This is a genomic window from Asanoa iriomotensis (assembly GCF_016862515.1).
Lineage (GTDB): Bacteria > Actinomycetota > Actinomycetes > Mycobacteriales > Micromonosporaceae > Asanoa > Asanoa iriomotensis.
This window is the reverse complement of record NZ_BONC01000098.1, coordinates 1-21,081: the sequence shown is the minus strand read 5'-3', so window position 1 is coordinate 21,081 and position 21,081 is coordinate 1. Positions and strand designations below refer to the sequence as shown.

Sequence of the window (21,081 nt, the reverse complement as noted above, 5' to 3'; positions counted from 1 at the left end):
CCGTGATCCGGTCGGTGATGAACGTGCAGGAGGCCACGGCGAAGGCGCTGCTCGTCGACGCACCGGCTTTGGCCGCCGCGCAGGAGAATGGTGACGTGCTCGAAGCCAACGACGTGCTGATGGACGCTTTCAACTCGGATGTCCGGCCGGTGCTGCGCGACCTGCGCGCCGGGCAAGGCCTCGACCCCGACCCGATCGCCGCCTACAAGCGGTCCGGCTACTACCAAACCGTCAAGGCCGAGCGTGTCGGTGGCCAGGCCGCCGGCTGGGGAGCGTAGCGACCGATGTCCACCGTGGAAGAGCTGATCGCGCGGTCCAACCGGCTCGGCGCCGACCCGCGGAACACTAACTACGCGGGCGGCAACACGTCGGCGAAGGGCACCGACACCGATCCGGTGACCGGCGGCGACGTGGAGCTGTTGTGGGTCAAGGGCTCGGGCGGCGACCTGGGCACGCTGAGGCCCGGCGGGCTGGCGGTGCTGCGGCTGGACCGATTGCGGGCGCTGGTCGACGTCTATCCCGGCGTCGACCGCGAGGACGAGATGGTCGCGGCGTTCGACTACTGCCTGCACGGCCGCGGCGGCGCGGCCCCGTCGATCGACACCGCGATGCACGGCCTCGTCGACGCCGCGCACGTCGACCACCTGCACCCCGACTCGGGCATCGCGCTCGCGACCGCGGCCGACGGGCCGAGCCTGACCAAGGAGATCTTCGGCGACCGGGTCGTCTGGGTGCCGTGGCGCCGGCCCGGCTTCCAACTCGGCCTCGACATCTCCGCGGTGCGCGCCGCCAACCCGTCCGCGATCGGGGTGATCCTCGGCGGGCACGGCATCACCGCCTGGGGCGCCAGCAGCGCCGAGTGCGAGGCCAACTCGCTGGAGATCATCCAGACCGCGGCGGACTACATCGCGGCGCACGGCCGGCCCGAGCCGTTCGGTCCGGTCGTCCACGAGCCGCTTCCCGAGGCGGCGCGACGGGAGCGGGCCGCGGCGCTGGCACCGGTGATCCGCGGGCTGGCGTCCACCGACCGCCGCGTGGTCGGCCACTTCACCGACAGCCCGGAGGTGCTCGACTTCCTCTCCCGCGCGGAGCACCCTCGGCTGGCGGCGCTGGGCACGTCCTGCCCGGACCATTTCCTGCGCACGAAGGTCCGCCCACTCGTCCTCGACCTGCCTCCGACCGCTTCTGAGTCCGATGTGGTGGCCCGATTGCGGCAGCTCCACGGTGGTTACCGGGACGACTACCGCGCCTACTACACGCGCCATGCCACCGCCGACTCGCCGGCGATGCGCGGTGCCGACCCGGCGATCGTGCTCGTGCCCGGTGTCGGGATGTTCTCGTTCGGCGCCGACAAGCAGACCGCGCGGGTCGCCGGTGAGTTCTACGTCAACGCCGTCAACGTGATGCGCGGCGCCGAGGCCGTTTCCCGCTATGCGCCGATCGACGAGTCGGAGAAGTTCCGCATCGAGTACTGGGCTCTCGAGGAAGCCAAGCTCCAGCGCCTGCCCAAGCCTCGGCCACTCGCCACGCGGGTCGCGTTCGTGACCGGCGGCGGATCGGGCATCGGCCGTGCGATCGCGCACCGACTCGCCGCGGAGGGTGCGTGCGTGGTCGTCGCCGACCGGGACGGCGACGCGGCCGCGCGGGTGGCGGCCGAGATCGGCGGCACCGACGTCGCCGTCCCGGTCACCGCCGACGTCACGGACACGGCCGCGATCGTCGACGGGCTCCGCGTGGCCTCGCTCGCGTTCGGCGGCGTCGACCTCGTCGTCAACAACGCCGGCCTGTCCATCTCGAAGCCGCTGCTGGAGACCACCGACGCCGACTGGGACCTGCAGCACGACGTGATGGCCCGGGGCTCGTTCCTGGTCTCCCGCGAGGCCGCCCGGGTCCTGGTCGACCAGGGCATGGGCGGCGACATCGTCTACATCTCCTCCAAGAACTCCGTGTTCGCCGGCCCCAACAACGTCGCCTACGGCGCCGCCAAGGCCGACCAGGCGCACCAGGTCCGCCTGCTCGCCGCGGAGCTGGGTGCGCACGGCATCCGGGTCAACGGCATCAACCCCGACGGTGTCGTGCGCGGATCCGGCATCTTCGCGGGTGGCTGGGGCGCTTCGCGGGCGGCCGTGTACGGCGTCAAGGAGGAGGACCTCGGCGCGTACTACGCCCAGCGCACGCTGCTCAAGCGGGAGGTGCTGCCGGAGAACGTGGCCAACGCGGTCTTCGCGCTGACGGCCGGCGACCTGTCGCACACCACGGGCCTGCACGTGCCGGTCGACGCCGGCGTGGCCGCGGCGTTCCTGCGGTGAACGCGTACGCCGCCGTCGACCTGGGCGCGTCCAGCGGGCGCGTCGTGGTCGGCCGGCTCGGCGCGGGCCGGTTCGACCTGTCCACGGTGCACCGCTTCGCCAACGAGCCGGTGCGGGCGAGCGGCACGCTGCACTGGGACGTGCTGTCGTTGTGGGCCGGGGTTCTCGAAGGGCTGCGTGTGGCCGGCCCGGTCCACAGTGTCGGCATCGACTCGTGGGCGGTCGACTATGGACTGCTCGACTCGCGCGGTGCCCTGCTCGGGAACCCGGTGCACTATCGCGACGGCCGGACCGCGGACGTGTGGCGGGCCACGGCGGAGCGGCTCGGTGAGAAGCGGCTCTACGCCACCACCGGGCTGCAGCAGCTGCCGTTCAACACCCTCTATCAGCTGGCCGCGGCGGCCGGCAGCCCGCAGCTCGCCGCCGCCGCGCACATGCTGTTGATTCCCGACCTGATCGCGTACTGGCTGACGGGTGAGATCGGCGCAGAGGAGACGAACGCGTCGACGACGCAGCTCTACGACGTCCGCGCCCGCGGCTGGGCGACGGACCTGATCGCGGACGCCGGGCTGTCCCCCGATCTGTTTCCGCCGTTGCGCCGCCCGGGCGACCAGATCGGGGCGGTCCGCGACGTCGATCTCCCCTACCCCACCTCGGTCGTCGCGGTCGGCTCCCACGACACGGCGTCCGCCGTGGTGGGTGTGCCGGCGGACGGTACCGACTTCGCGTACATCTCCTGCGGCACCTGGTCCTTGGTCGGGGTCGAGCTGGACGCGCCGGTGCTGACCGAGGCGAGCCGGCTGGCGAACTTCACCAACGAGGGCGGTGTCGACGGCACCATCCGCTATCTGCGCAACGTGATGGGCCTCTGGTTGCTGCAGGAGTGCCTGCGCTCGTGGGGCGCGACGGACCTCGACGCCCTGTTGCGTGCGGCGGCCGCGGCGCCGGCCTTCGCGGCGGTGGTCGACGCCGACGACCCGGTGTTCCTCGCGCCGGGTGGGATGGCGGAGCGGCTCGCGGCGGAATGCCGGCGCACCGGGCAACCCGCCCCCGCATCCCGTGCCGCTGTGGTGCGGTGCATCATGGACAGTCTGGCGTTGGCGCACCGGCGGGCGGTCCGCGCGGCAGTCGCTCTGTCGGGCCGCGACGTGCGGGTCGTCCATCTCGTCGGCGGGGGTGCCCGCAACGCGCTGCTCTGCCAGTTGACCGCGGACGCGTGCGGTCTGCCGGTGCTGGCCGGGCCAGTGGAGGCGACGGCGGTGGGCAACGTGCTGGTCCAGGCCCGCGCCGCGGGTGCGGTCCGCGGTGATCTGGCGTCGCTGCGCAAGCTGGTACGCGAGACGCACGAGCTGCGCCGCTACGAGCCCAGGGTCGACGGCGGTGCGTGGGACGAGGTGGACGGCCGCGTCGGGTGACCGTCGCGGAGGCGGCGGAAATGTCGGTGGTGGCTGCGATGATGCCGGCATGGAGCAGACGACGCTTACTCGGCAGCAGGCCTCCGACGCGGTTGGCGACCAGGGGTGGCGGTTCCTGGTCGGCGAGCTACGCACCTCGGTGCGGGTCGACTCGCTGACCGAGGCGGCCTCGGCCGTGACCGCGTCCGCGGCTGCGTGCGGCCCCAACGCCGACGGCCACCTACGCGCCGACGTGCGCGCGGACCGCGTGGAGCTGACTCTCCAGTCCCTTGACCGCGCGGCCGTGACGGCACACGACGTCGACCTGGCCCACCGCATCACGGCCGCACTGGCCAACGCGGGCCTACACACGTCACCGGAGCTCAACACCCGCTCGGTCCAGGTCGTGGAAATCGCGATCGACGCCCTCGACATAGCGGCGATCCGCCCGTTCTGGCGAGCGGTGCTGGGCTACACCGACGAGCCAGGCGCCGACGGCCCGGAGGACGCGGTGATCGACCCGGTCGGCCAGGGCCCGACGATCTGGTTCCAACAGATGGCAGAGCCGCGCCCACAACGAAACCGCATCCACTTCGACATCCGCGTCCCCCACGACGAGTCAACGACCCGAATCGAAGCGGCCCTGACCGCCGGCGGCCGCCTACTCTCTTCGGAGAGCGCCCCCGCGTTCTGGGTCCTATCCGACCGGGAAGGCAACGAGGCCTGCATCACGACGTGGCAGGGCCGCGACTGAGCAATGTCCTGCGACCAACGCGACCCAAGGCGGACTCGCCGCGGCGCGGCGGGGTGGCGGTGATGGTTCTGGGCGATCCCAGGACACCGCCAGACTGGGTTGGGCCGACGACCACCGAACGCGACAAGACCCGCGCCGGCGGCCAACACGCCCGGGCCACCGCGCCAGCCGACCCGGGCGAGCGTGAGCAGCGGCCTGCTAGGTGGTCCCGGCTCCGACCGGTGGATGTGACAGGGACCTGCACCGCCGACGGCCTGGTCGGCCGACGATGCGGTGCCAGCCGATTCGATTGGGGCTGAGTCACCCGACGCGGTCCGGCCGGGGTTGCGGATGGTTGGTATTTCGGGACGGAGGCTAGGTACGGGCGCTCATTTCGGGGCTTGCGGTCGGCTGGCAGGCTGGCCGGGTGCGGAGGTCGACGGGGGTCGTGCTGGGTGCCGCGGTGGCGGTGGTCGCGGTGGTGGTGGGTGGGGCGGTGTTGGTGCGCGACGGTTCGCCCCCGCGGCGGCCCGATCGGGCCGACGGCGCCGGGCCCTGCCGGATCGTGCGGCAGGCGTTCCAGGTGGAGGACGCGTGGATGGGCGGCCCGCAGGTGCTGGTCGCCGACCCCGAGGGCTGCTTCACGGGTTTCGGCCGCGACGGGCTGTCCATCGCCTACTGGGTCGGCACCGGTGAGTGCACCACCAGCACCGTCGTCACGCCAGGGCGGGGTCCGGTCGGTGACGGGCTGCCCAGCGACGACCGCAACGCCGTCATGGCTGCCGTGCCCGCGCATGACGGCGGGTATCTGGCGGTCACTCGGCACACCTACCACGGCGACGCGTACGCCTACTCCGGCGCCATCCTTTCGCGGCGACGGCACGCCCTGGGCCTGGCGGACGGTCGCGCGGTTCCAGGCCGGTCCGGGTGAGGATCACCTCGCCAGCCATGTCGGGCCGGTCGCGCTCACCCCGGTCAGGGGCGGCGGCTACGTCGCGGTCGGCCAGCGCAACGAGCGCGCGGTGGCCTGGTGGTCGACCGACGGCGACACCTGGCGTCCGGTCACCCTGCCGGCGCCCGCGGGCACGCGGAGCACCACCGTCACCGCCGTTGCCGGGGCGCCCGATGGGCGGCTGGTCGCGGTCGGCACGACTGCGCGGGCCGACGAGCACTACGTGGTCGCGGCCTGGGAGTCGTCCGACGGTGGCCGCTCCTGGCGCCATCGCGCGATTCCCGACCTGGGTGGCCAGCCGCAACTGTGGGCGCTCGTCCACGACGGCCACCGGTTCGTCGCGCTCGGCGGCGCCGACGGCGACGTCCGGGGCGCGGCCCTGGTGCTCACCTCGACCGACGGTCGATCCTGGCAACGCGACGACACCGCGGCCGAGGCCGACGCCCGGATGATCCGGACGGCCGTCGCTCTGCCGAACGGCGACCTGCTCGCGGTCACGAGCACGGGCGAGGAGGCCAGGTCCGACGAGTCCGGCGGCACCCGCGAGTGCGCCTCGGCCTGGCGCTCCAGCCAGCAGACCTGGACCCGCGAGGACCTCGGCTGCCACGGCGTGCCCACGTCGTTGACGGTCCTGGCCGACGGCCGCATCGCCGCCGTCCACTGGACGACCCTGTTCCTCCGCAGCGGCAAACCCTGACCACGCGGGCCGGGAATCTTTCACGCCATCGTCGCTCGCGGGAACACACGCCGGGCCGCCCGGCGCCACGGCGTCCGGGGAGTCTCCAGGCCTACCGCACCAGGTGGCCGGCGCGCCGGCGACAGGGAGTTACGCGGTCAACGAACCCGTGGACTCCCGGACCGTCAGGTACGTCGGTAGGACCACCGTGCGGCGGACCGGTTGCGGTGCGCGCGGGTCCAGGCGCGAGACCAGCAGCGACACCGCCATCCGGCCCGCCTGCTCGATCGGCGCCGTCAGCGTCGTCAGCGGTGGGTTGCTGAAGTCCGCGCCGAAGATGTCGTCGCAGCCCACCACGCTCAGGTCCGCCGGCACCCGGACCCCGCGCTCCCGCAGGCGGGTCAGCATCCCCAGCGCGAACAGGTCGTTGAACGCCACGCACGCCGTCGCGCCGCTGTTGAGGACCGCGTCCGCGGCCGCCGAGCCCGAGCCGCGGCCCGACGGGAACGGGCCCACCCGTTGGGCGCCCAAACTGTGCCGCTCCAGCGCCGTTCGCATCGCCTGCCAGCGGGCCTGGTTGGACCATGACTGGGCCGGGCCCGAGACGTACACGATGTCGCGGTGGCCCAGCGACACCAGATGCTCGACCGCCTGCGCGATGCCGGCCGGCGTGTCGATCACGACGCTCGGCACACCGCGCACGTTGCGGTTGACCGTGACCAGCGGGATCTCCGCCGCCAAGGCGACCAGCGCACGCGCCGGCAGCCGCGACGCGCCGAGGATCGCGCCGTCCAGCGACCGCCGCATCGTGTGCAGCATCTCGACCTCGCGCTCCCCCGAGTCCTCGGTGTCGATCAGCAGATGGGCGTAGCCGGCCGCGGTCAGCTGCTGCTGCGTACCCCTGATCATGCCGAAGTAGAACGGGTTCGTGACGTCCGAGACCACCAGTGCGACCGTGCCCGTGCGCCCGGAGGCCAGCGCCCGGGCCGGTGGGTGCGGCACGTAGTCGAGCTCCCGCGCCACCGCCTGGATCCGTTCGCGCGTCGCCGCGCTCACCCGCGACGGCCGCGACAGCGCGCGCGACACCGTGGACACCGCCACGCCCGTCGCCGCGGCGATGTCGGCGATCGTCACCTGCTGGCGTCGCCCCACGCGGGCAAGCCAACCATCGAATGGCAACACATGGCAAACGGTTGTCACCGCCGAAGCACCGTGACTAGCGTCGGCCAACACACCGGCCCATCGACCACCCCCACTCCCTCGCCGCCCCAAGGACCGAGGAGCACCTCATGGACAGACGAAAGTTCGTCGCGCTCACCGCGGCACTGGCGCTGGGCGCGGCGCTGACGGCATGTGGCAACGACGAGAGCGGCGACGCCGGCGACAACTCCGGTGTCACGCTGACCATGCTCATGGGCGTCAACAACATCTACCCCGAGCAGCAGCGGGCGTGGTTCGCCGAGGTCTCCGACAAGTTCAAGCAGGAGACCGGCGCCACCGTGCGGTTCGAGACGTTCGCCTCCGCCAACGACGAGCTGACGAAGATCCAGACGTCGGTGGTCGCCGGGCAGGGCCCGGACGTCTACGCGCTCGGCACGACCTTCACACCCACCGCGTACGCGACGGACGCGTTCGTCGAGCTCAAGGACGACGACTGGAACAAGGTCGGCGGCCGCGACCGCTTCCTCCCGGCCACCCTCGGCATCTCCGGGCCCGACAAGGACCACGAGGTCGGCATCCCGTTCGCCAGTCGGCCCTTCGTGATGGCCTACAACAAGGACATGCTGGCCGCGGCCGGCATCGACAAGCCCGCCGACAGCTGGGACGGCCTGCGCGACCAGGCCAAGCAGCTCACCAAGGCCGGCCAGTACGGCCTGGCGATCGGCTACGCCGACAGCTTCGACCCGTGGAAGTTCATCTGGGCCATGACCACCCAGGCCGGCACCCCGGTCGTCCAGGACGGCAAGGCGGCGCTCGACGGCGCCAACACCAAGCTGGCCTACCAGACCTACCTCGGCTGGCTCGCCACCGACAAGGTGGTCGACAAGGCCGCCGTCGGCTGGAAGAACGCCCAGGCCATCGCCGCGTTCGGCGAGGGCAAGGCCGCGTTCCTCCCCATGGTCTCGGCCAGCTCCAAGGTGACGCTGGACAAGTCCAAAGTGGCCGGCAAATATGCGTACGCCGTGATGCCCACGATCCCGCCCGGCGCGACCAGCCTCCCGAGCGGCGGCGTCGCCGCGACCAGCATCCTCTCGGGCGACAACGTCGTGGTCGCGAAGTACAGCAAGCACAAGGATCTCGCGCTCGCCCTGGTCAAGCTGCTCACCAGCGAGGAGATGCAGACCAGCTACTACAAGACGTTCGGTGAGCTGCCCACCAACCAGGCCGCCGCCACCGCGCTCGGCAGCGACCCGGCGCTGGCCGCGATCGTCGAGTCGGCCGGCAAGTCCGCCAACACCCCGTTCACCGGCGGCTGGAGCCAGGTGCAGCTCGCGCTGACCAACGTGGTCGTGCAGTCGATCCCCGACCTGTCCGCCGGCCGCGTCGACGACGCCAAGCTGACCGGGCTCCTCGGCCAGGCCCAGACGACCGCGCAAGAAGCGCTCGACAAGGCCAAATGAACAAGCGCACCGCGACCCGGCAGGGACGTCCACTCTGGATGTTCCTGCCGGGCGGCCTGCTCACTCTGGTCGTCATCGCAGTGCCGCTGGCGTTGGCCCTCTACATCTCGCTGCTCGACCTCGACCAGTACTCGATCCGTGAGTGGGTCGGCGCCGAGTTCATCGCCTTCGACAACTACGTCGAGGCGGTACGCGACTCGCACCTGGTGCACGCGATCGGCATCAGCATCGCCTACTCGGCCCTGGTGACGATCGGCTGCCTGCCGCTCGGCCTGGCCGCCGCCATCGCCACCCAGGACCGGTTCAAGGGCCGCGGCCTGGTCCGCTCGGTGCTGCTGGTCCCCTACGTGCTGCCCGCTTTCGTGGTCGGCAGCACCTGGCGGATCATCCTGCAGCCCGACGGCATCGCCAACCGAATCTTCGGCACCGAAGGACTCTGGCTCAACGGCCCGAGGAGCTTCTGGGCCCTGGTCATCGTGCAGCTCTGGGCCGGCTGGCCGCTGGTCTACCTGCTCGCCGCCGCCGGCCTGCAGTCGGTGGACGCGACCGTGCACGAGGCCGCCGCGCTCGACGGCGCCGGCCCGTGGGCCAAGCTCCGCTACGTCGTGCTCCCCCAACTCCGCGGCCCGGTCTCGCTCGGCCTGCTCATCTCGTTCCTGCACAACGTCAACAGCTTCACACTGCCGTTCGTGCTGTTCGGCGTGCCGAGCCCGTACGACGTGGAGGTCCTGCCCGTGCTCACCTACGTGGAGAGCTTCCAGAACTTCGAGTTCGGGCTGAGCGTCGCCATGGCCGTCGTCTCGCTGATCCTGGTGGCCATCCCGCTCGCCGTCTACCTGCGCGCGGTGCGGCTGGACACGGGAAGGGGCCCGAAATGAGAAGCCGCTCCGAGGAGGTCGCCCGCCTCCTGCCCACCCCGGCCAGAGTCGCCACCCTGAGCGTGCTCCTGCTGATCGTCCTGGGCCCGCTCGCCTACATGGCGATCGCGAGCGTCAGCTCCGACCTCGCCGTGGCCCGCGGCGCCCTCTGGCCCGACGGCTTCCACATCGACAACTACGCCCGTATCTGGCGGACCACCGAGCTCGCCCGGGGCCTGGTCAACAGCGTCCTGATCGCCGGCGCCGTCGCCGTCGTCAGCGCGTTCGTCGCGCTGCTGTCCGCGTACGTCCTCGTCCGCTATGCCTTCCGCGGCCGGATCGCCGTGCTCCGCGCTCTCCTCGCGCTCCAGAGCATCCCCGGCACGCTGCTCCTGCTCCCGGTCTTCGTCCTCTTCGCGAGCGCCGCCACCGCCCTGGGCGTCACCATCATCGGCACCCGCTGGGCCGTGCTCATCACGTACCTCACCTTCGCCCTCCCGTTCTCCACCTGGGTGATGGTCACCTACCTCCGCGAGCTGCCGCCGGAGCTCGACGAGGCCGCCCGCGTCGACGGTGCGAGCCCGTGGCGGGTGCTCACCCGCGTCATCGCGCCGCTGAGCTGGCCGGGCCTCGTGGTCAGCGGCGTCTTCGCGTTCCTGCTCGGCTGGAACGACGTGCTGTTCGCCTCGGTGCTGACCAACCCCGACACCCGCACCGCCGCGGTCGAGCTGCAGATCTTCGGCGCCAGCCAGGAAGGCGGGGCACTTCCGGTGTACGGGCAGCTGATGGCGGCCGCGTTGGTCTGCGCCGTACCGGTCGTGGCGCTCTACCTTGTCTTCCAGAGGTACCTGGTGGCCGGCCTGACCACGGGAGGCGTGCGGTGACGGTGTGGAACCTGTCCGGCTTCGGCGACGAGATCGACCCGGACCCGGTGGTGCAGCTCGCGGTGCTGTCGGCGCTCGGCGCCCGGCATCTCGAGCTGCGCAGCGCGTGGGGCGTCAACGTCGTGGACCTCGACGAGAGGCAACTCGACACGATCGCCCAACTCCTCGACGAGCGCGGGATGGCGGTCTCCGCGATCGCCTCCCCCATCGGCAAGGTCAGCATCACGGACGATCCCGAACGGGAGCGCGACCGCCTGCGCCAGGCGATCGCCGCCGCGCACCGTCTCGACTGCCGTTACATCAGGCTGTTCTCGTTCTACCGCCCCGACGGCAGCACCCCGGAAGAGATAAGAGACGAGGTGCTGAGACGCATGCGTGACTGGGCCACCACCGCCGAGGCCGAAGGGGTCACGCTCGTGCACGAGAACGAGAAGGAGATCTACGGCGACACACCCGATCGCGTACGCGACATCGTCGAAGCAGTGGGCTCCCCCGCGCTGCGGGTCGCCTGGGACAACGCCAACTTCGTCCAGGTCGGCGTCCGCCCGTTCACCGACGGCTACGCGATGCTCCGCCCTTACCTCGAATATCTCCAGGTCAAGGACGCCATCGCGGCGACCGGCGTGGTCGTGCCGGCCGGCGACGGCGACGGCGAGCTGAAAGAGACGCTCACGGCCCTCCGCGACGACGGCTACACCGGCTTCGCCTCCCTCGAACCACACCTCGCCCTGCAGACCGCGACCGGCGGCTTCTCCGGACCCGCGGCGTTCGGCCGGGCCGCCCGGGCGTTCGCCGCGCTCACCGACGAGATCGGAGTCCAGACCCGATGACCGACATCCCCGTCACCGTGGTCGGCGCCGGCATCATCGGCCGGACCCACGCCGACGCCGTGCTGCGCCACCCCAGGCTGCGGGTGGCCGCGATCGTGGACCCGGACGCGACGGCCCGCGCGGCCCTCGCCGCACACGTCGGCAAGGCCGCCAAAGAACCGGCGCACTCAGCCACCCTCGACGGCGCCGTGACACCCAACAGCCTGGTGACCATCTGCACCCCGACCGGCACGCACGCGGCCCTCGCCGAAGAAGCCCTGGAAAGAGGCGCGCACGTGCTCGTCGAGAAGCCGCTCGACGTGTCACCCCGGATCGCCCGCGCGCTCGCCGACCGCGCCGACGAGTTCGCCGCGCGCGGCCTGGTCGCCTCGGTGGTCAGCCAGCACCGGTTCGACCCCGCCAGCGTCGCCGTCGCGGCCGCGGCGCACGGGGGCGGTCTGGGCCGGCTCACCTCCGCGGTGGCCTCGGTGCCGTGGTGGCGCGCGCAGTCCTACTACGACCAGGCCGACTGGCGCGGCACCTGGAAGCTCGACGGCGGCGGCGCCCTGATGAACCAGGGCGTACACACCGTCGATCTGCTTCTCTGGCTCCTCGGCGCGCCGAGTACGGTGTCCGCGTTCACGGCCCGGCTGGCCCATGACGACATCGAGGTGGAGGACGTCGTCGCCGCCACCATGCGCTTCGAGTCCGGCGCGCTCGCCACGCTGCACGCCACCACCGCCGGCCACCCCGGCATGGGTGTCCGGCTCCAGGTGCACGGCACCGCCGGCTCCGCGGTGCTCCACGACGACCAGCTCGAGTTCCTCAACGCCACCGCCGGCCCCGCGCCGGTCGAGCGAGCCGAGGACGCGGTGCCGGCCGGCGAGCTGCGCGGCGCGGCCAAGCCCGCCGACGCGTTCGTCGTCGGACACCTGCGGCAGTACGAGGACGTGGTGGCCGCCATCGACGGGGGGCGGCCACCCGGTGTCGGACTGCGCGACGGCCTGCTCGCGGTCGCGGTCGTCTACGCGGTGTACGCGTCCGCCGCGCTCGGCCGGCCGGTGGCGGTCGACGAGGTCCTCAGCGGCGCCCTCGACGACCTGGCGGGGGTCTCCTGATGCGGTTCTCGGTGTTCACGGCGTCGACTCCGGAGTGGACGCCCGCGGAGGCGGCCCGGGAGCTGGCCGCGCAGGGCTGGGACGGCGTCGAGTGGCGCATCACGGACCAGGCCGACGCGGACCCGCCCGGTTTCTGGGCAGGCAACCGGGCCACCTGGCCCCTGCGCACGCTGGAGGAGAGCCTCCCGGAGATCGACCGGATCACCCGCGGCGCGGGCCTCGACTACTCCGGCATCGGCGCCTACGTCCCCAGCACGGATCACGACGACGTCGAGCGGGTGCTCGCGGCGACCGCGACCCTGAAAGCCGGCCGCGTCCGGGTCACCATGCCGAAGCTCGGCACCGCGCCGTACCCGGAGCTGTTCGCCGCCACGAGAGACGACCTGGCCTGGGCCGCCGAGCGCGCCGCCGCCCACGACGTCACGGCCCTGGTCGAGCTGCACCACGGCACGATCGCCGCGTCCGCCTCGGCCGCCCGGCGCCTGGTCGACGGCCTCGACCCACACCGCGTCGCGGTCATCCACGACGTCGGCAACCTCGTCTACGAGGGACACGAGGACCACCGGGCGGCGTTCGAGCTGCTCGGGCCGTACCTGGCGCACGTGCACGTCAAGAACGTCGCCTGGCGCCCGGTCGGCACCCGGCCGGACGGGTCGACCGCCTGGGCCGCCGACTGGGCGACGCTCCGCGAGGGCCAGGCCGACCTCGGGTCCTACTTCGCGACCTTGCGGGACGTCGGTTACGACGGCTGGGTTGCCGTGGAAGACTTCTCGACGGCGCTACCGCTGGCGGAGCGCACCCGGGACAACCTCGCCTACCTGCGTACGCTCGCGGGTTGACCACGGAGGCAGCCGTGAAGATCGTCGACGCGCGGGTGATCGTCACCTGCCCCGGTCGCAACTTCGTCACCCTCAAGATCGTCACGGACGACGGCCTGACCGGCGTCGGCGACGCGACGCTCAACGGGCGCGAGCTGGCCGTGGCGAGCTATCTGCGCGACCACGTGGTGCGGGCGCTGATCGGCCGGGACGCCAGCCGCATCGAGGACACCTGGCAATACCTTTACAAGGGCGCCTACTGGCGGCGCGGCCCGGTGACGATGACCGCGATCGCGGCGGTGGACACGGCGCTCTGGGACATCAAGGGCAAGGCCGCCGGCATGCCGGTCTACCAGTTGCTCGGCGGTCGCAGCCGCGAGGGCGTCACGGTGTACGGCCACGCCAACGCGGAGACCGTCGACGAGGTGCTGGTCGAGGTGGCCCGCTACGTCGACCTGGGCTACAAGGCCGTCCGGGTGCAGACCGGCGTGCCCGGGCTGGCCAGCACGTACGGCGTCAGCGGCGACAAGATGTTCTACGAGCCGGCCGACGCGTCGGTGCCGACCGAGAACGTCTGGTCGACCGAGCGCTACCTGGCGCACACCCCGGGCGTGTTCGCCCGGGTGCGCGACGAGTTCGGCCCGGGCCTGCGGCTGCTGCACGACGTGCACCACCGGCTCACCCCGATCGAGGCGGGCCGGCTGGGCAAGAGCCTCGAGCCGTACGCGCTGACCTGGATCGAGGACCCCACTCCGGCCGAGCTGCAGGACAGCCTGCGGCTGATCCGGCAACACACCACCACGCCGATCGCGATCGGCGAGATCTTCAGCGGCGTCTGGGACTGCCAGCAGCTCATCACCGAGCAGCTCATCGACTACATCCGGGCCACGGTCGTGCACGCGGGCGGCATCACCCACCTCCGCCGGATCTTCGACCTCGCCGCGCTCTACCAGGTGCGCAGCGGCTCGCACGGCGCGACCGACCTGTCGCCGGTGTGCATGTCGGCCGCGCTGCACCTCGACATCGCGATCCCGAACTTCGGGCTGCAGGAGTACATGCGACACACGCCGGAGACCGACGCGGTGTTCCCGCACGGCTATCACTTCGCGGACGGCTACCTGCACCCGTCCGACGAGCCCGGTCTGGGCGTCGACATCGACGAGGAGCTTGCCGCGCAGTACCCGTACCGGGCCGCCGCGCTGCCGGTCAACCGCCTCGAGGACGGCACCCTGCACAGCTGGTGAGCTTTCCGTTGATCGTGCACCGAGGAGATCCGCAAGATCCTCGACGACAACGGCCTGGTCGCCAACGGCACGCACCCTGGGTCCAGTTCGGCTGACCCACCTTTCAGGCGGCCCGTCACCCGGATCAGGAGTGGCGGGCCGTCGGCGTGCCCGGGATCGTCGTCGCGTGGAGGGCGCCGAGGGCCAGGCCGAGCTGGAATCGGTTCTCGACGCCGAACCGGTCCATCAGCACGCGCATGGTGCTGCTGACGGTCCGCGCACTCACACCGAGGCGCTCAGCGGCGGCGTTGTCGGTCAGGCCCTCGGCGAGCAGGGCGACCAGCGCCCTCTCGCGCGGCTGGAGCATCACGGGAACCACCTTCTTCCTGGTCGGGTCGCTCGCCTGGGCCCAGTGCGCGTCGAACACCGAGACGAAGGCACCCACGACGGCCGGATCGGTCACCTCGACGGCGCCGCCGGCGGGATGCCGGGGGTCGGCCGGCAGCAGGGCCACCCTCCGGTCGAAGACCATGAGCTTGATCGGCGGGTACGTCAGCTCGCGGTACTGCAGGCCGACCGGCGGAGGCCGGGACGGCGCGAGCGCGTCGCCGTCGGCCGGCGGCGGGAGCAGCGCGCGGATCCGGACGCCACGCGCCAGCAGGGCGGCGTCCAGCGGCTCGGCGACCGCGAGCTGCTCGGCGCTGAACAGCGGGTCGCGGTGGATGGCGAGGTGTTCGTGCCGCTCGGCGGCCGCGAGCTGGGCGATCCGCGCCCGGGTCTCGACCGCGGTGCGCAGCAGCCGCGTCGCGCCGTCGACCAGCCCGGCCAGCGACGGCAGCCGCATCGGCGGGGGCCGCCGCCGGACCACGGTCGCGCGCCGCCGCTCCCGGATCAGCTCGACCGCCTCGGTCACGCCGACCGGCTGCCAGTCGGCGCTGCGCGGCTCCCGCCGCACGACACCGGCGGCCTCGAGCTCGTCGAGCGCCGCGGCCACCCGGCCGGCCGGCATGCCCAGCTCCGCCGCCGCCACGGTGGCGGTCTGCGCGCCGAACCCGGTGAGGAAGCGGAACACCAGGTCGGCGTCGGCGGACAGACCCCACCGGGTGAGCAGCGGCACGGGCCCGCCGCTCGGCCGGAAGTCGCTCACCCACCTCACCCCCTACGAGACGACGCTCGATCATGGAATTAGGTTGCAGCCCGCGCGAGCGCTGGTTGGGTGGGCGCCATGAGTGCTTTCGGCGACCCCGCCTTCTACGGTGACAGGTACGCGCACGAGTACGACGACCGGACGGAACTCGACCCCACCGCCGCCGTCGATTTCCTGGCGGGCCTCGTGCCGGTCGGCGGGCGGGCGCTCGAGCTGGCCACGGGCACCGGCCGGGTGACGATCCCGCTGGCCGCACGCGGCGTCGCGGTGGAGGGCATCGAGGGCTCGGCCGCGATGGTCGAGCGAATGCGGGCGAGGCCGGGCGGCGACAGGATCCCCACGGTGGTCGGCGACATGGCCGACCTCGCGGGCCTCGACGGGCCGTACGACCTGGCGTTCCTGATCTTCAACACGCTGTTCAACCTGACCACGCAGGCACGGCAGGTCGACTGCTTCCGCAACGTCGCACGGGTGCTGGCGCCCGGCGGGCGCTTCGTGATCGAGTGCTTCGTACAGGACGTGACCACGTTCGACCGCGGGCAGCGGGTCAGCACACGGTCGCTGACCGAGGACGAGGTCAACCTGGAGTACCAACTGCACGACCCGGTCACGCAGACGGTCACCTACCAGCGGGTGACCATCGACGCGGCCGGCCGCACGACACTGCGCCCACTGCTGCTGCGCTACTGCTGGCCGAGCGAGCTCGACCTGATGGCCCGCCTGGTCGGCCTGCGCCCCGCCGTGCGCTACACCGACTGGGACCGCTCACCCTTCACAAAGGACAGCCGCAAACACGTCACCGTGTACGCCAAGAAATAGCTGGCGAAGGCCCGGCACCCCCGTGTCGCGGGTGCCGGGCCGGTTTGCCTAACGGTCAGCAGCTCGCCTTGTAGGCGGCCGCCTTGCCCTCGGGGCTGTCGATGGTGTCCTTGGTGATGATGGTCGAGCCGGTCTGGATGTTGGCCTCGTTCGACTCGCCCTTCAGGGCCTTGATGGCCTGCTGCACGCCCTGCACGCCGATGTCGCCCGGCTGCTGCGCGATCAGCGCCTGGACGGTGCCGTCCTGCAGTGCCTTGATCTGTTCCGGGCCCGCGTCGAAGCCGACGACGTTGACCTGGCCCTGCTTGCCCGCCTGGCGGATGCCGGTCGCCGAGCCCTGCGCCGAGAAGAGGTTCGAGGCGAAGATGCCGACGATGTCCGGGTCCTTCTGCAGCGCCGCGGAAACGATCGACGCGGCCTTGGCCGGGTCGTTCTGCGAGTACTGCACGCCCAGGTAGGTGAACTTCGAGTCCGCCTTCGCCGCGTCCGCGAAGCCCTTGTCACGGGCGTCGGTGGTGCTGATGCCGGGCTGCACGCCGACGCCGAGCACCTTGCCGCCGTTGGGGGCCAGCTTCTGGATCGCCTCGAACGCCGCCTTGCCGCCCGCGCTGTTGTCGGACGAGATCGCCGACACCGCGACCGACGGGTCGTTGAGCGTGGTGTCGACCAGCACGATCTTGATGCCCTGGGCCTTGGCCTGCGCGATCGGCTGCTGCATCGCGGAGACGTCGGTCGGCGCGATCAGGATCGCGTCGGGCTTGGCGGCGATCACCGACTGCAGCACCGGGGTCTGCAGCGTCGGGTCGAACTTCTGTGCACCTTGGACGGTGACGGTCGCGCCTTCCTTGGCCGCCTCCTCCTTGATGCCGCACTCCATCGTGATGTAGAACGCGTCGCCGGCAACGCCCTGGACGAAAGCCAGCTTGTAGTTGCCGTTCGACCCGCCGCCGGCGGACGAGCCGCCGTCGGTGTCGGAACCACAGGCGGCCGCGCCGAGCGCGACGGCGGCCAACGCGGCGACTATGGCGGTTGACTTGCGCTTCATGCTGATCCCTTTCTCGATGCGCTTCCTGCCCCACCTGCTCTGGACAGGAATGGCAGGCGTGGAGACGTGCCGCGCAGAGCCGAGGCACGACGGAGTTGGTCGATGTAGACGACGGCCACGAGCACCGCGCCGACGACGACCTGCTGCCAGAACGGCTGCACGCCGACCTGGATGAAGCCGTTCTGCAGCACGATCGGGATGAACAGTCCGATGACGGTGCCGAACACGGAACCGATGCCACCGAACAGGCTGGTGCCGCCGATCGCGACGCCAGCGATCACGTTCAGCGGCGTGTTGCTCTGGCCGCCGATCGTCGTTGACTGGAAGAAGCCGAGGTTGAGCAGGCCGGCGAAGCCGGCCAGCAGCCCCGCGAACGCGTACACCTTGATCAGGTGTCGTTCGACCTTGACGCCGGCGCGGCGGCCGGCTTCGGCGTTGGAGCCGATGGCGTACGTGTAGAGGCCGAACCGGGTGCGGTGCAGCAGCACGATGCCGAAGATGACGACCACCGCGGAGACGACCGCGATCGTGGGGACCTGGCCGACGATGTTGCCGAAGCCGATGTCGTTGACCAGTGCCTGCGGCGCGTCCCGCAGATCGAGGCCCTTCGTGATGATCTGCGCGAAGCCCAGGGCCGCGCTCAGCGAGCCGAGCGTGACCACCAGGGGTGGCACCTTCGCCTTGGCGACCAGGAAGCCGTTGACCAGACCCCAGGCCAGTCCGGAGGCGAGCGCGGCGACGAGTCCGACGAGGACGGTGCCCCAGCCCTGGCCGCCGTACCAGACCATGATCTTGTCCGCGACCACGCCGCTGAACACCAGCACGCTGCCGACCGACAGGTCGATGCCGCCGGTGATGATGACGAACGTCATGCCGACGCCGAGTACGGCGTAGATGGCGGTGTTCTGCACGATGCCGCGGATGTTGAACCCGGTCAGGAACGTCTCCGGGCGCAGCGCCGTGAACACCGCGACGGTGACGACCAGCAGGATCAGGATCTGCAGGGCCTGCAGCCGGGAGATCCGGGACAGCCGGCTGGTGGGCGCGTCCTCCGTGGAGGCCGGTGGCGCCGTCCGGGTCGTGGTCATGACGCCTCCTGTGCGACGGCACCGGTCATCGCGGACACGAGCTGTTCCATCGACGTGTCCGCCTTGTTGTAGGTGGCCACCCGGCGGCCCCGCCACATCACCTGGATGCGGTCGGCGACCTCCATCACGTGCGGCATCGAGTGGCTGATGAACACCACGCCGATCCCTTCGCCACTGACCCGCCGGATCAGGTCCAGCACGTTCTGGGTCTGCACCACGCCCAGCGCCGCGGTCGGTTCGTCGAGGAAGATGACCTTCTGCGCCCAGGCGGCCGCCCGGGCGACCGCGATGCCCTGGCGCTGGCCGCCGGACATGCCGCCGACCGTGCCGTTCAGGTCCCGCACCGTCGCGCCGAGCCGGTCGAACGCGCTGCGGCTGCCCTCGCGCATGGCCTTGGCGTCCATGAAGCCGAGCTTGCCGAGCAGGCCCTTGCGCATGACCTCGCGGCCCAGATACATGTTCTGCACCGGTGAGAGGTGCGGCGCGAGCGCGAGGTCCTGGAACACCGTCTCCATGCCCAGCTCGCGCGCGTCCGTCGGCGAGGTCAGGTGCACCTGCCGCCCGTCGAAGAGCACCTCGCCGGCGTCGGCGGACTCGGCACCGGAGAGGATCCGCACCAGCGTGCTCTTGCCGGCGCCGTTGTCGCCGATCAGCGCGACCACCTCGCCTGCCTGCACGTCGAAGTTGGCATCGGCCAGCGCCTCGACGTGCCCGTACCGCTTGCTGATCCCCCGCGCCTCCAGGACTGCGGTCATGCCGCCGCCTCCCTCCGGTCGGCGGAGCACGACCACTCGCGCCTGAGCTGGCTGCGCTCGCTTCGCTCGCTCATGCCGCGCTCACCGCCTCCGTCCAGGGCCGGGCCCGGCCCACGACGGTGTCGAGGCAGGTCTGCAGGCGCGGGCGGGCCACGGTGTCCAGGAACTCCTGCCGGGCCGCGCCGGAAAGGCCGATCGCTTCCTTCCAGATCGAGCGGCCCGCGATGAAGCCGGACGCGCCGCCCTCGTCGCAGGAGATCCGCAGGACGTTCTGGAACTCCTCGAACCCGACGCCCGCGGAAAGCACCGCCCATGGCGCCTTGACCGTCTCGGCGACCCGCTTGCAGCCCTTGGCCGATCCCGGGTACTCGATCTTCACCAGGTCGACGCCCGTGTCGGCGATCTGCACGGCCGCCTCGACGATCAGGTCCTCGCGCTGCTGCGCCGAGAGCTCCTCGCCGGGCAGGGCGTAGATGAGGTTCTCGACCACCGACGGGATGCCGGCGGCGCGGCAGTCCTCGGCCACCTGGCGGACGATCTCGAGCACCTCGGCCGAGATGTCCGGGCCGTCGCCGACCGGCCGGCCGGGGCGGAGCTGCACGAGGAACTTGACGGCGTCGCCGCCCTGGGCCTTGACCCACTCGGCGTCCTGCTTCGGGTCGCGGTGCGTACGCGGCTCGCCGTTGTAGTTGCCCCGGTCCGCGGGTTCGGCCGCGACCAGCAGACCACAGCTCGCGGCGCGGGCGCCCGCCTCGGTCGTGGCCGGCACGCCCCAGGTCGGGTCGAGCAGGATGCCACTGGCCAGCGGCGTCAGCGCCGCCGCGACGTCGATCTTCGCCTGGCGCAGGTCGGCGTCGCCGACGTCCGGCTGCCCGACGGCGGCGAACATGCGGCGCAGCGTGTTGCGCTGGTCCATCGCGACGATCGAGAAGACGCCGTCGGCGTCCGCGATCGTGGCCAGGCCCTTATTTCGATCCGTCATGTGTGGTCCTTTCCGCGGTTTCGTGGAACTGCCGCGTCACCTTGTCGAAGGGGACGTCGTAGGCGGCGCGGGCGGCGAACATCGCCGCGCCGCGCGCGCCCGGTTGTTCGAGTGCGGAGATCCGCAGGCGTGGGATCACCGCGGTCTTGGCACGCCGTACGCTCGCCATCCGGGTCCAGCCGCCGGCCGCGACGGCCGTGCGGTGCTCGCCGACGACGGAGTTGACCGCCGCGAGCAGGGCCGAGGTCTGTTCACCGAGGTACGCGAGGGTGGCCGCCCAGAGCTGGTCGGGGCCGGCGCCGTCGCGGATCCGGATCGTGACATCGTTGTCATGCGGGCCGGCCGGCATGATGGTCACCCCGTCACCGCTCGCCGGCTGCCAGCGCCGGTCGAGTTCCGCGCGGCGGGTCGGCTCGTCGGCGCCGACCAGCGCGAGGACGCGGCGCATCACCAGGCCGGAACGCATGCCGCCGATCAGCACGGCGTGGTCGGGCAGCACGTGCCGGCCCGCGTCGATGCCGAGCCCGACCAGGGTGGCGCGCTCGTCGTCGGTGAGCATCCGGGGCACGGAACGCAGCAGCACCTCGGCCGTGCCCAGCGAGTTGAACAGGTCGGCCGGGCCGGTGGCGCCGGCGCCGATCGCAGCGACGGGGTGGTCGTGGCCGGCCACGGTGACCGCGGCGCCCTGGAACGCGCCCTCCCGGACCTGGCCGGCGACCTCGCCCGCGGGCCGGGCCTCGGGCAGGAAGGCCGGGCCCGCGCCGATCCGGTCGAGCGCCTCCGGCCAGGGGCGGCCGGTCGCCTGGTCGAGCAGGCCGGTGCGGGACGCCAGGGACGGCTCGCTGACCCGC

At 71.9% G+C, this 21,081-nt stretch carries 19 protein-coding genes and 2 pseudogenes; 14 read left to right on the top strand and 7 right to left on the bottom strand.

Going from position 1 to position 21,081, the window contains the following annotated elements; all coding sequences use genetic code 11:
- From Air01nite_RS37335 to Air01nite_RS37310, 6 genes and pseudogenes are all read left to right on the top strand, one after another.
- Nucleotides 1-278: pseudogene (locus Air01nite_RS37335) on the top strand (L-rhamnose isomerase); the annotation flags it as partial.
- Between the two features lie 6 nt (nt 279-284).
- Nucleotides 285-2,309, top strand: a complete 2,025-nt coding sequence (locus Air01nite_RS37330) for a bifunctional aldolase/short-chain dehydrogenase (protein ID WP_203708127.1) — start codon at nt 285-287, stop codon at nt 2,307-2,309.
- The gene (locus Air01nite_RS37325; protein WP_203708126.1) at nt 2,306-3,724 is read left to right on the top strand and encodes a rhamnulokinase; all 1,419 of its coding nucleotides are present in this window, start codon (nt 2,306-2,308) and stop codon (nt 3,722-3,724) included. Before Air01nite_RS37330 ends, Air01nite_RS37325 begins: the two co-directional genes overlap by 4 nt.
- A 49-nt stretch (nt 3,725-3,773) precedes the next feature.
- On the top strand, nt 3,774-4,457 hold the full coding sequence (locus Air01nite_RS37320) for a 4a-hydroxytetrahydrobiopterin dehydratase family protein (protein WP_203708125.1): 684 nt from the start codon (nt 3,774-3,776) through the stop codon (nt 4,455-4,457).
- 406 nt (nt 4,458-4,863) lie between these two features.
- Nucleotides 4,864-5,367, top strand: coding sequence for a hypothetical protein (locus tag Air01nite_RS37315; protein ID WP_203708124.1), 504 nt, complete (start codon nt 4,864-4,866; stop codon nt 5,365-5,367).
- Nucleotides 5,368-5,458: 91 nt separating this feature from the next.
- Entirely contained in the window at nt 5,459-6,085 is a 627-nt protein-coding gene (locus Air01nite_RS37310; protein ID WP_203708123.1) for a beta propeller repeat protein, read from the top strand.
- Between the two features lie 129 nt (nt 6,086-6,214).
- On the opposite strand, the gene Air01nite_RS37305 is transcribed toward Air01nite_RS37310, so the two are convergent.
- Complete coding sequence (locus Air01nite_RS37305) at nt 6,215-7,216, bottom strand: LacI family DNA-binding transcriptional regulator (RefSeq protein ID WP_203708122.1); 1,002 nt, start codon at nt 7,214-7,216, stop codon at nt 6,215-6,217.
- Nucleotides 7,217-7,353: 137 nt separating this feature from the next.
- Between Air01nite_RS37305 and Air01nite_RS37300 the strand changes: the two genes are divergently transcribed.
- Genes Air01nite_RS37300 through manD form a run of 7 tightly spaced genes read left to right on the top strand, consistent with a single transcriptional unit; the run spans nt 7,354 to nt 14,415 of the window.
- Nucleotides 7,354-8,685, top strand: coding sequence for an ABC transporter substrate-binding protein (locus Air01nite_RS37300; RefSeq protein WP_203708121.1), 1,332 nt, complete (start codon nt 7,354-7,356; stop codon nt 8,683-8,685).
- The gene (locus Air01nite_RS37295) at nt 8,682-9,563 is read left to right on the top strand and encodes a carbohydrate ABC transporter permease (RefSeq protein WP_203708120.1); all 882 of its coding nucleotides are present in this window, start codon (nt 8,682-8,684) and stop codon (nt 9,561-9,563) included. Before Air01nite_RS37300 ends, Air01nite_RS37295 begins: the two co-directional genes overlap by 4 nt.
- Entirely contained in the window at nt 9,560-10,426 is an 867-nt protein-coding gene (locus Air01nite_RS37290) for a carbohydrate ABC transporter permease (RefSeq protein WP_203708119.1), read from the top strand. Before Air01nite_RS37295 ends, Air01nite_RS37290 begins: the two co-directional genes overlap by 4 nt.
- Complete coding sequence (locus Air01nite_RS37285; RefSeq protein ID WP_239091242.1) at nt 10,423-11,256, top strand: sugar phosphate isomerase/epimerase family protein; 834 nt, start codon at nt 10,423-10,425, stop codon at nt 11,254-11,256. The genes Air01nite_RS37290 and Air01nite_RS37285 overlap by 4 nt, the downstream gene beginning before the upstream one ends.
- Nucleotides 11,253-12,353 (top strand): Gfo/Idh/MocA family protein, encoded by a 1,101-nt coding sequence (locus Air01nite_RS37280; protein WP_203708118.1) that lies wholly within the window; start codon nt 11,253-11,255, stop codon nt 12,351-12,353. The genes Air01nite_RS37285 and Air01nite_RS37280 overlap by 4 nt, the downstream gene beginning before the upstream one ends.
- The gene (locus tag Air01nite_RS37275) at nt 12,353-13,192 is read left to right on the top strand and encodes a sugar phosphate isomerase/epimerase family protein (RefSeq protein WP_203708117.1); all 840 of its coding nucleotides are present in this window, start codon (nt 12,353-12,355) and stop codon (nt 13,190-13,192) included. Before Air01nite_RS37280 ends, Air01nite_RS37275 begins: the two co-directional genes overlap by 1 nt.
- A 14-nt stretch (nt 13,193-13,206) precedes the next feature.
- Nucleotides 13,207-14,415 (top strand): D-mannonate dehydratase ManD, encoded by a 1,209-nt coding sequence (gene manD / locus Air01nite_RS37270; RefSeq protein WP_203708128.1) that lies wholly within the window; start codon nt 13,207-13,209, stop codon nt 14,413-14,415.
- A 124-nt stretch (nt 14,416-14,539) separates the two neighbouring features.
- On the opposite strand, the gene Air01nite_RS37265 is transcribed toward manD, so the two are convergent.
- Nucleotides 14,540-15,541 (bottom strand): helix-turn-helix transcriptional regulator, encoded by a 1,002-nt coding sequence (locus Air01nite_RS37265; RefSeq protein WP_203708116.1) that lies wholly within the window; start codon nt 15,539-15,541, stop codon nt 14,540-14,542.
- 78 nt (nt 15,542-15,619) lie between these two features.
- On the opposite strand from Air01nite_RS37265, the gene Air01nite_RS37260 reads away from it, so the two are divergent.
- Nucleotides 15,620-16,360, top strand: coding sequence for a class I SAM-dependent DNA methyltransferase (locus Air01nite_RS37260; protein WP_203708115.1), 741 nt, complete (start codon nt 15,620-15,622; stop codon nt 16,358-16,360).
- A 55-nt stretch (nt 16,361-16,415) separates the two neighbouring features.
- Here Air01nite_RS37260 and Air01nite_RS37255 read toward each other — a convergent pair whose 3' ends face one another.
- The 5 genes and pseudogenes from Air01nite_RS37255 to Air01nite_RS37235 form a co-directional block, all read right to left on the bottom strand.
- Complete coding sequence (locus Air01nite_RS37255) at nt 16,416-17,405, bottom strand: ABC transporter substrate-binding protein (protein WP_203708114.1); 990 nt, start codon at nt 17,403-17,405, stop codon at nt 16,416-16,418.
- Nucleotides 17,402-18,493, bottom strand: a complete 1,092-nt coding sequence (locus Air01nite_RS37250) for an ABC transporter permease (protein WP_203708113.1) — start codon at nt 18,491-18,493, stop codon at nt 17,402-17,404. Before Air01nite_RS37250 ends, Air01nite_RS37255 begins: the two co-directional genes overlap by 4 nt.
- Nucleotides 18,490-19,248, bottom strand: coding sequence for an ATP-binding cassette domain-containing protein (locus Air01nite_RS37245; protein ID WP_203708112.1), 759 nt, complete (start codon nt 19,246-19,248; stop codon nt 18,490-18,492). Before Air01nite_RS37245 ends, Air01nite_RS37250 begins: the two co-directional genes overlap by 4 nt.
- Before the next feature lie 70 nt (nt 19,249-19,318).
- Entirely contained in the window at nt 19,319-20,230 is a 912-nt protein-coding gene (locus Air01nite_RS37240; protein ID WP_203708111.1) for a hypothetical protein, read from the bottom strand.
- A pseudogene (locus tag Air01nite_RS37235) lies at nt 20,214-21,081 on the bottom strand (hypothetical protein); the annotation flags it as partial. The gene Air01nite_RS37240 and the pseudogene Air01nite_RS37235, both read right to left, overlap by 17 nt.

What these genes read in the sequence shown, in the direction of transcription:
- Air01nite_RS37245 (WP_203708112.1), bottom strand. Translation starts at nt 19,248, where the DNA reads ATGACCGCAGTCCTGGAGGCGCGGGGGATCAGCAAGCGGTACGGGCAC.
- Air01nite_RS37320 (WP_203708125.1), top strand. Translation starts at nt 3,774, where the DNA reads ATGGAGCAGACGACGCTTACTCGGCAGCAGGCCTCCGACGCGGTTGGC.
- Air01nite_RS37300 (WP_203708121.1), top strand. Translation starts at nt 7,354, where the DNA reads ATGGACAGACGAAAGTTCGTCGCGCTCACCGCGGCACTGGCGCTGGGC.
- Air01nite_RS37255 (WP_203708114.1), bottom strand. Translation starts at nt 17,405, where the DNA reads ATGAAGCGCAAGTCAACCGCCATAGTCGCCGCGTTGGCCGCCGTCGCG.
- Air01nite_RS37260 (WP_203708115.1), top strand. Translation starts at nt 15,620, where the DNA reads ATGAGTGCTTTCGGCGACCCCGCCTTCTACGGTGACAGGTACGCGCAC.
- Air01nite_RS37275 (WP_203708117.1), top strand. Translation starts at nt 12,353, where the DNA reads ATGCGGTTCTCGGTGTTCACGGCGTCGACTCCGGAGTGGACGCCCGCG.
- Air01nite_RS37290 (WP_203708119.1), top strand. Translation starts at nt 9,560, where the DNA reads ATGAGAAGCCGCTCCGAGGAGGTCGCCCGCCTCCTGCCCACCCCGGCC.
- Air01nite_RS37280 (WP_203708118.1), top strand. Translation starts at nt 11,253, where the DNA reads ATGACCGACATCCCCGTCACCGTGGTCGGCGCCGGCATCATCGGCCGG.
- Air01nite_RS37295 (WP_203708120.1), top strand. Translation starts at nt 8,682, where the DNA reads ATGAACAAGCGCACCGCGACCCGGCAGGGACGTCCACTCTGGATGTTC.
- Air01nite_RS37330 (WP_203708127.1), top strand. Translation starts at nt 285, where the DNA reads ATGTCCACCGTGGAAGAGCTGATCGCGCGGTCCAACCGGCTCGGCGCC.
- Air01nite_RS37250 (WP_203708113.1), bottom strand. Translation starts at nt 18,493, where the DNA reads ATGACCACGACCCGGACGGCGCCACCGGCCTCCACGGAGGACGCGCCC.
- Air01nite_RS37240 (WP_203708111.1), bottom strand. Translation starts at nt 20,230, where the DNA reads ATGACGGATCGAAATAAGGGCCTGGCCACGATCGCGGACGCCGACGGC.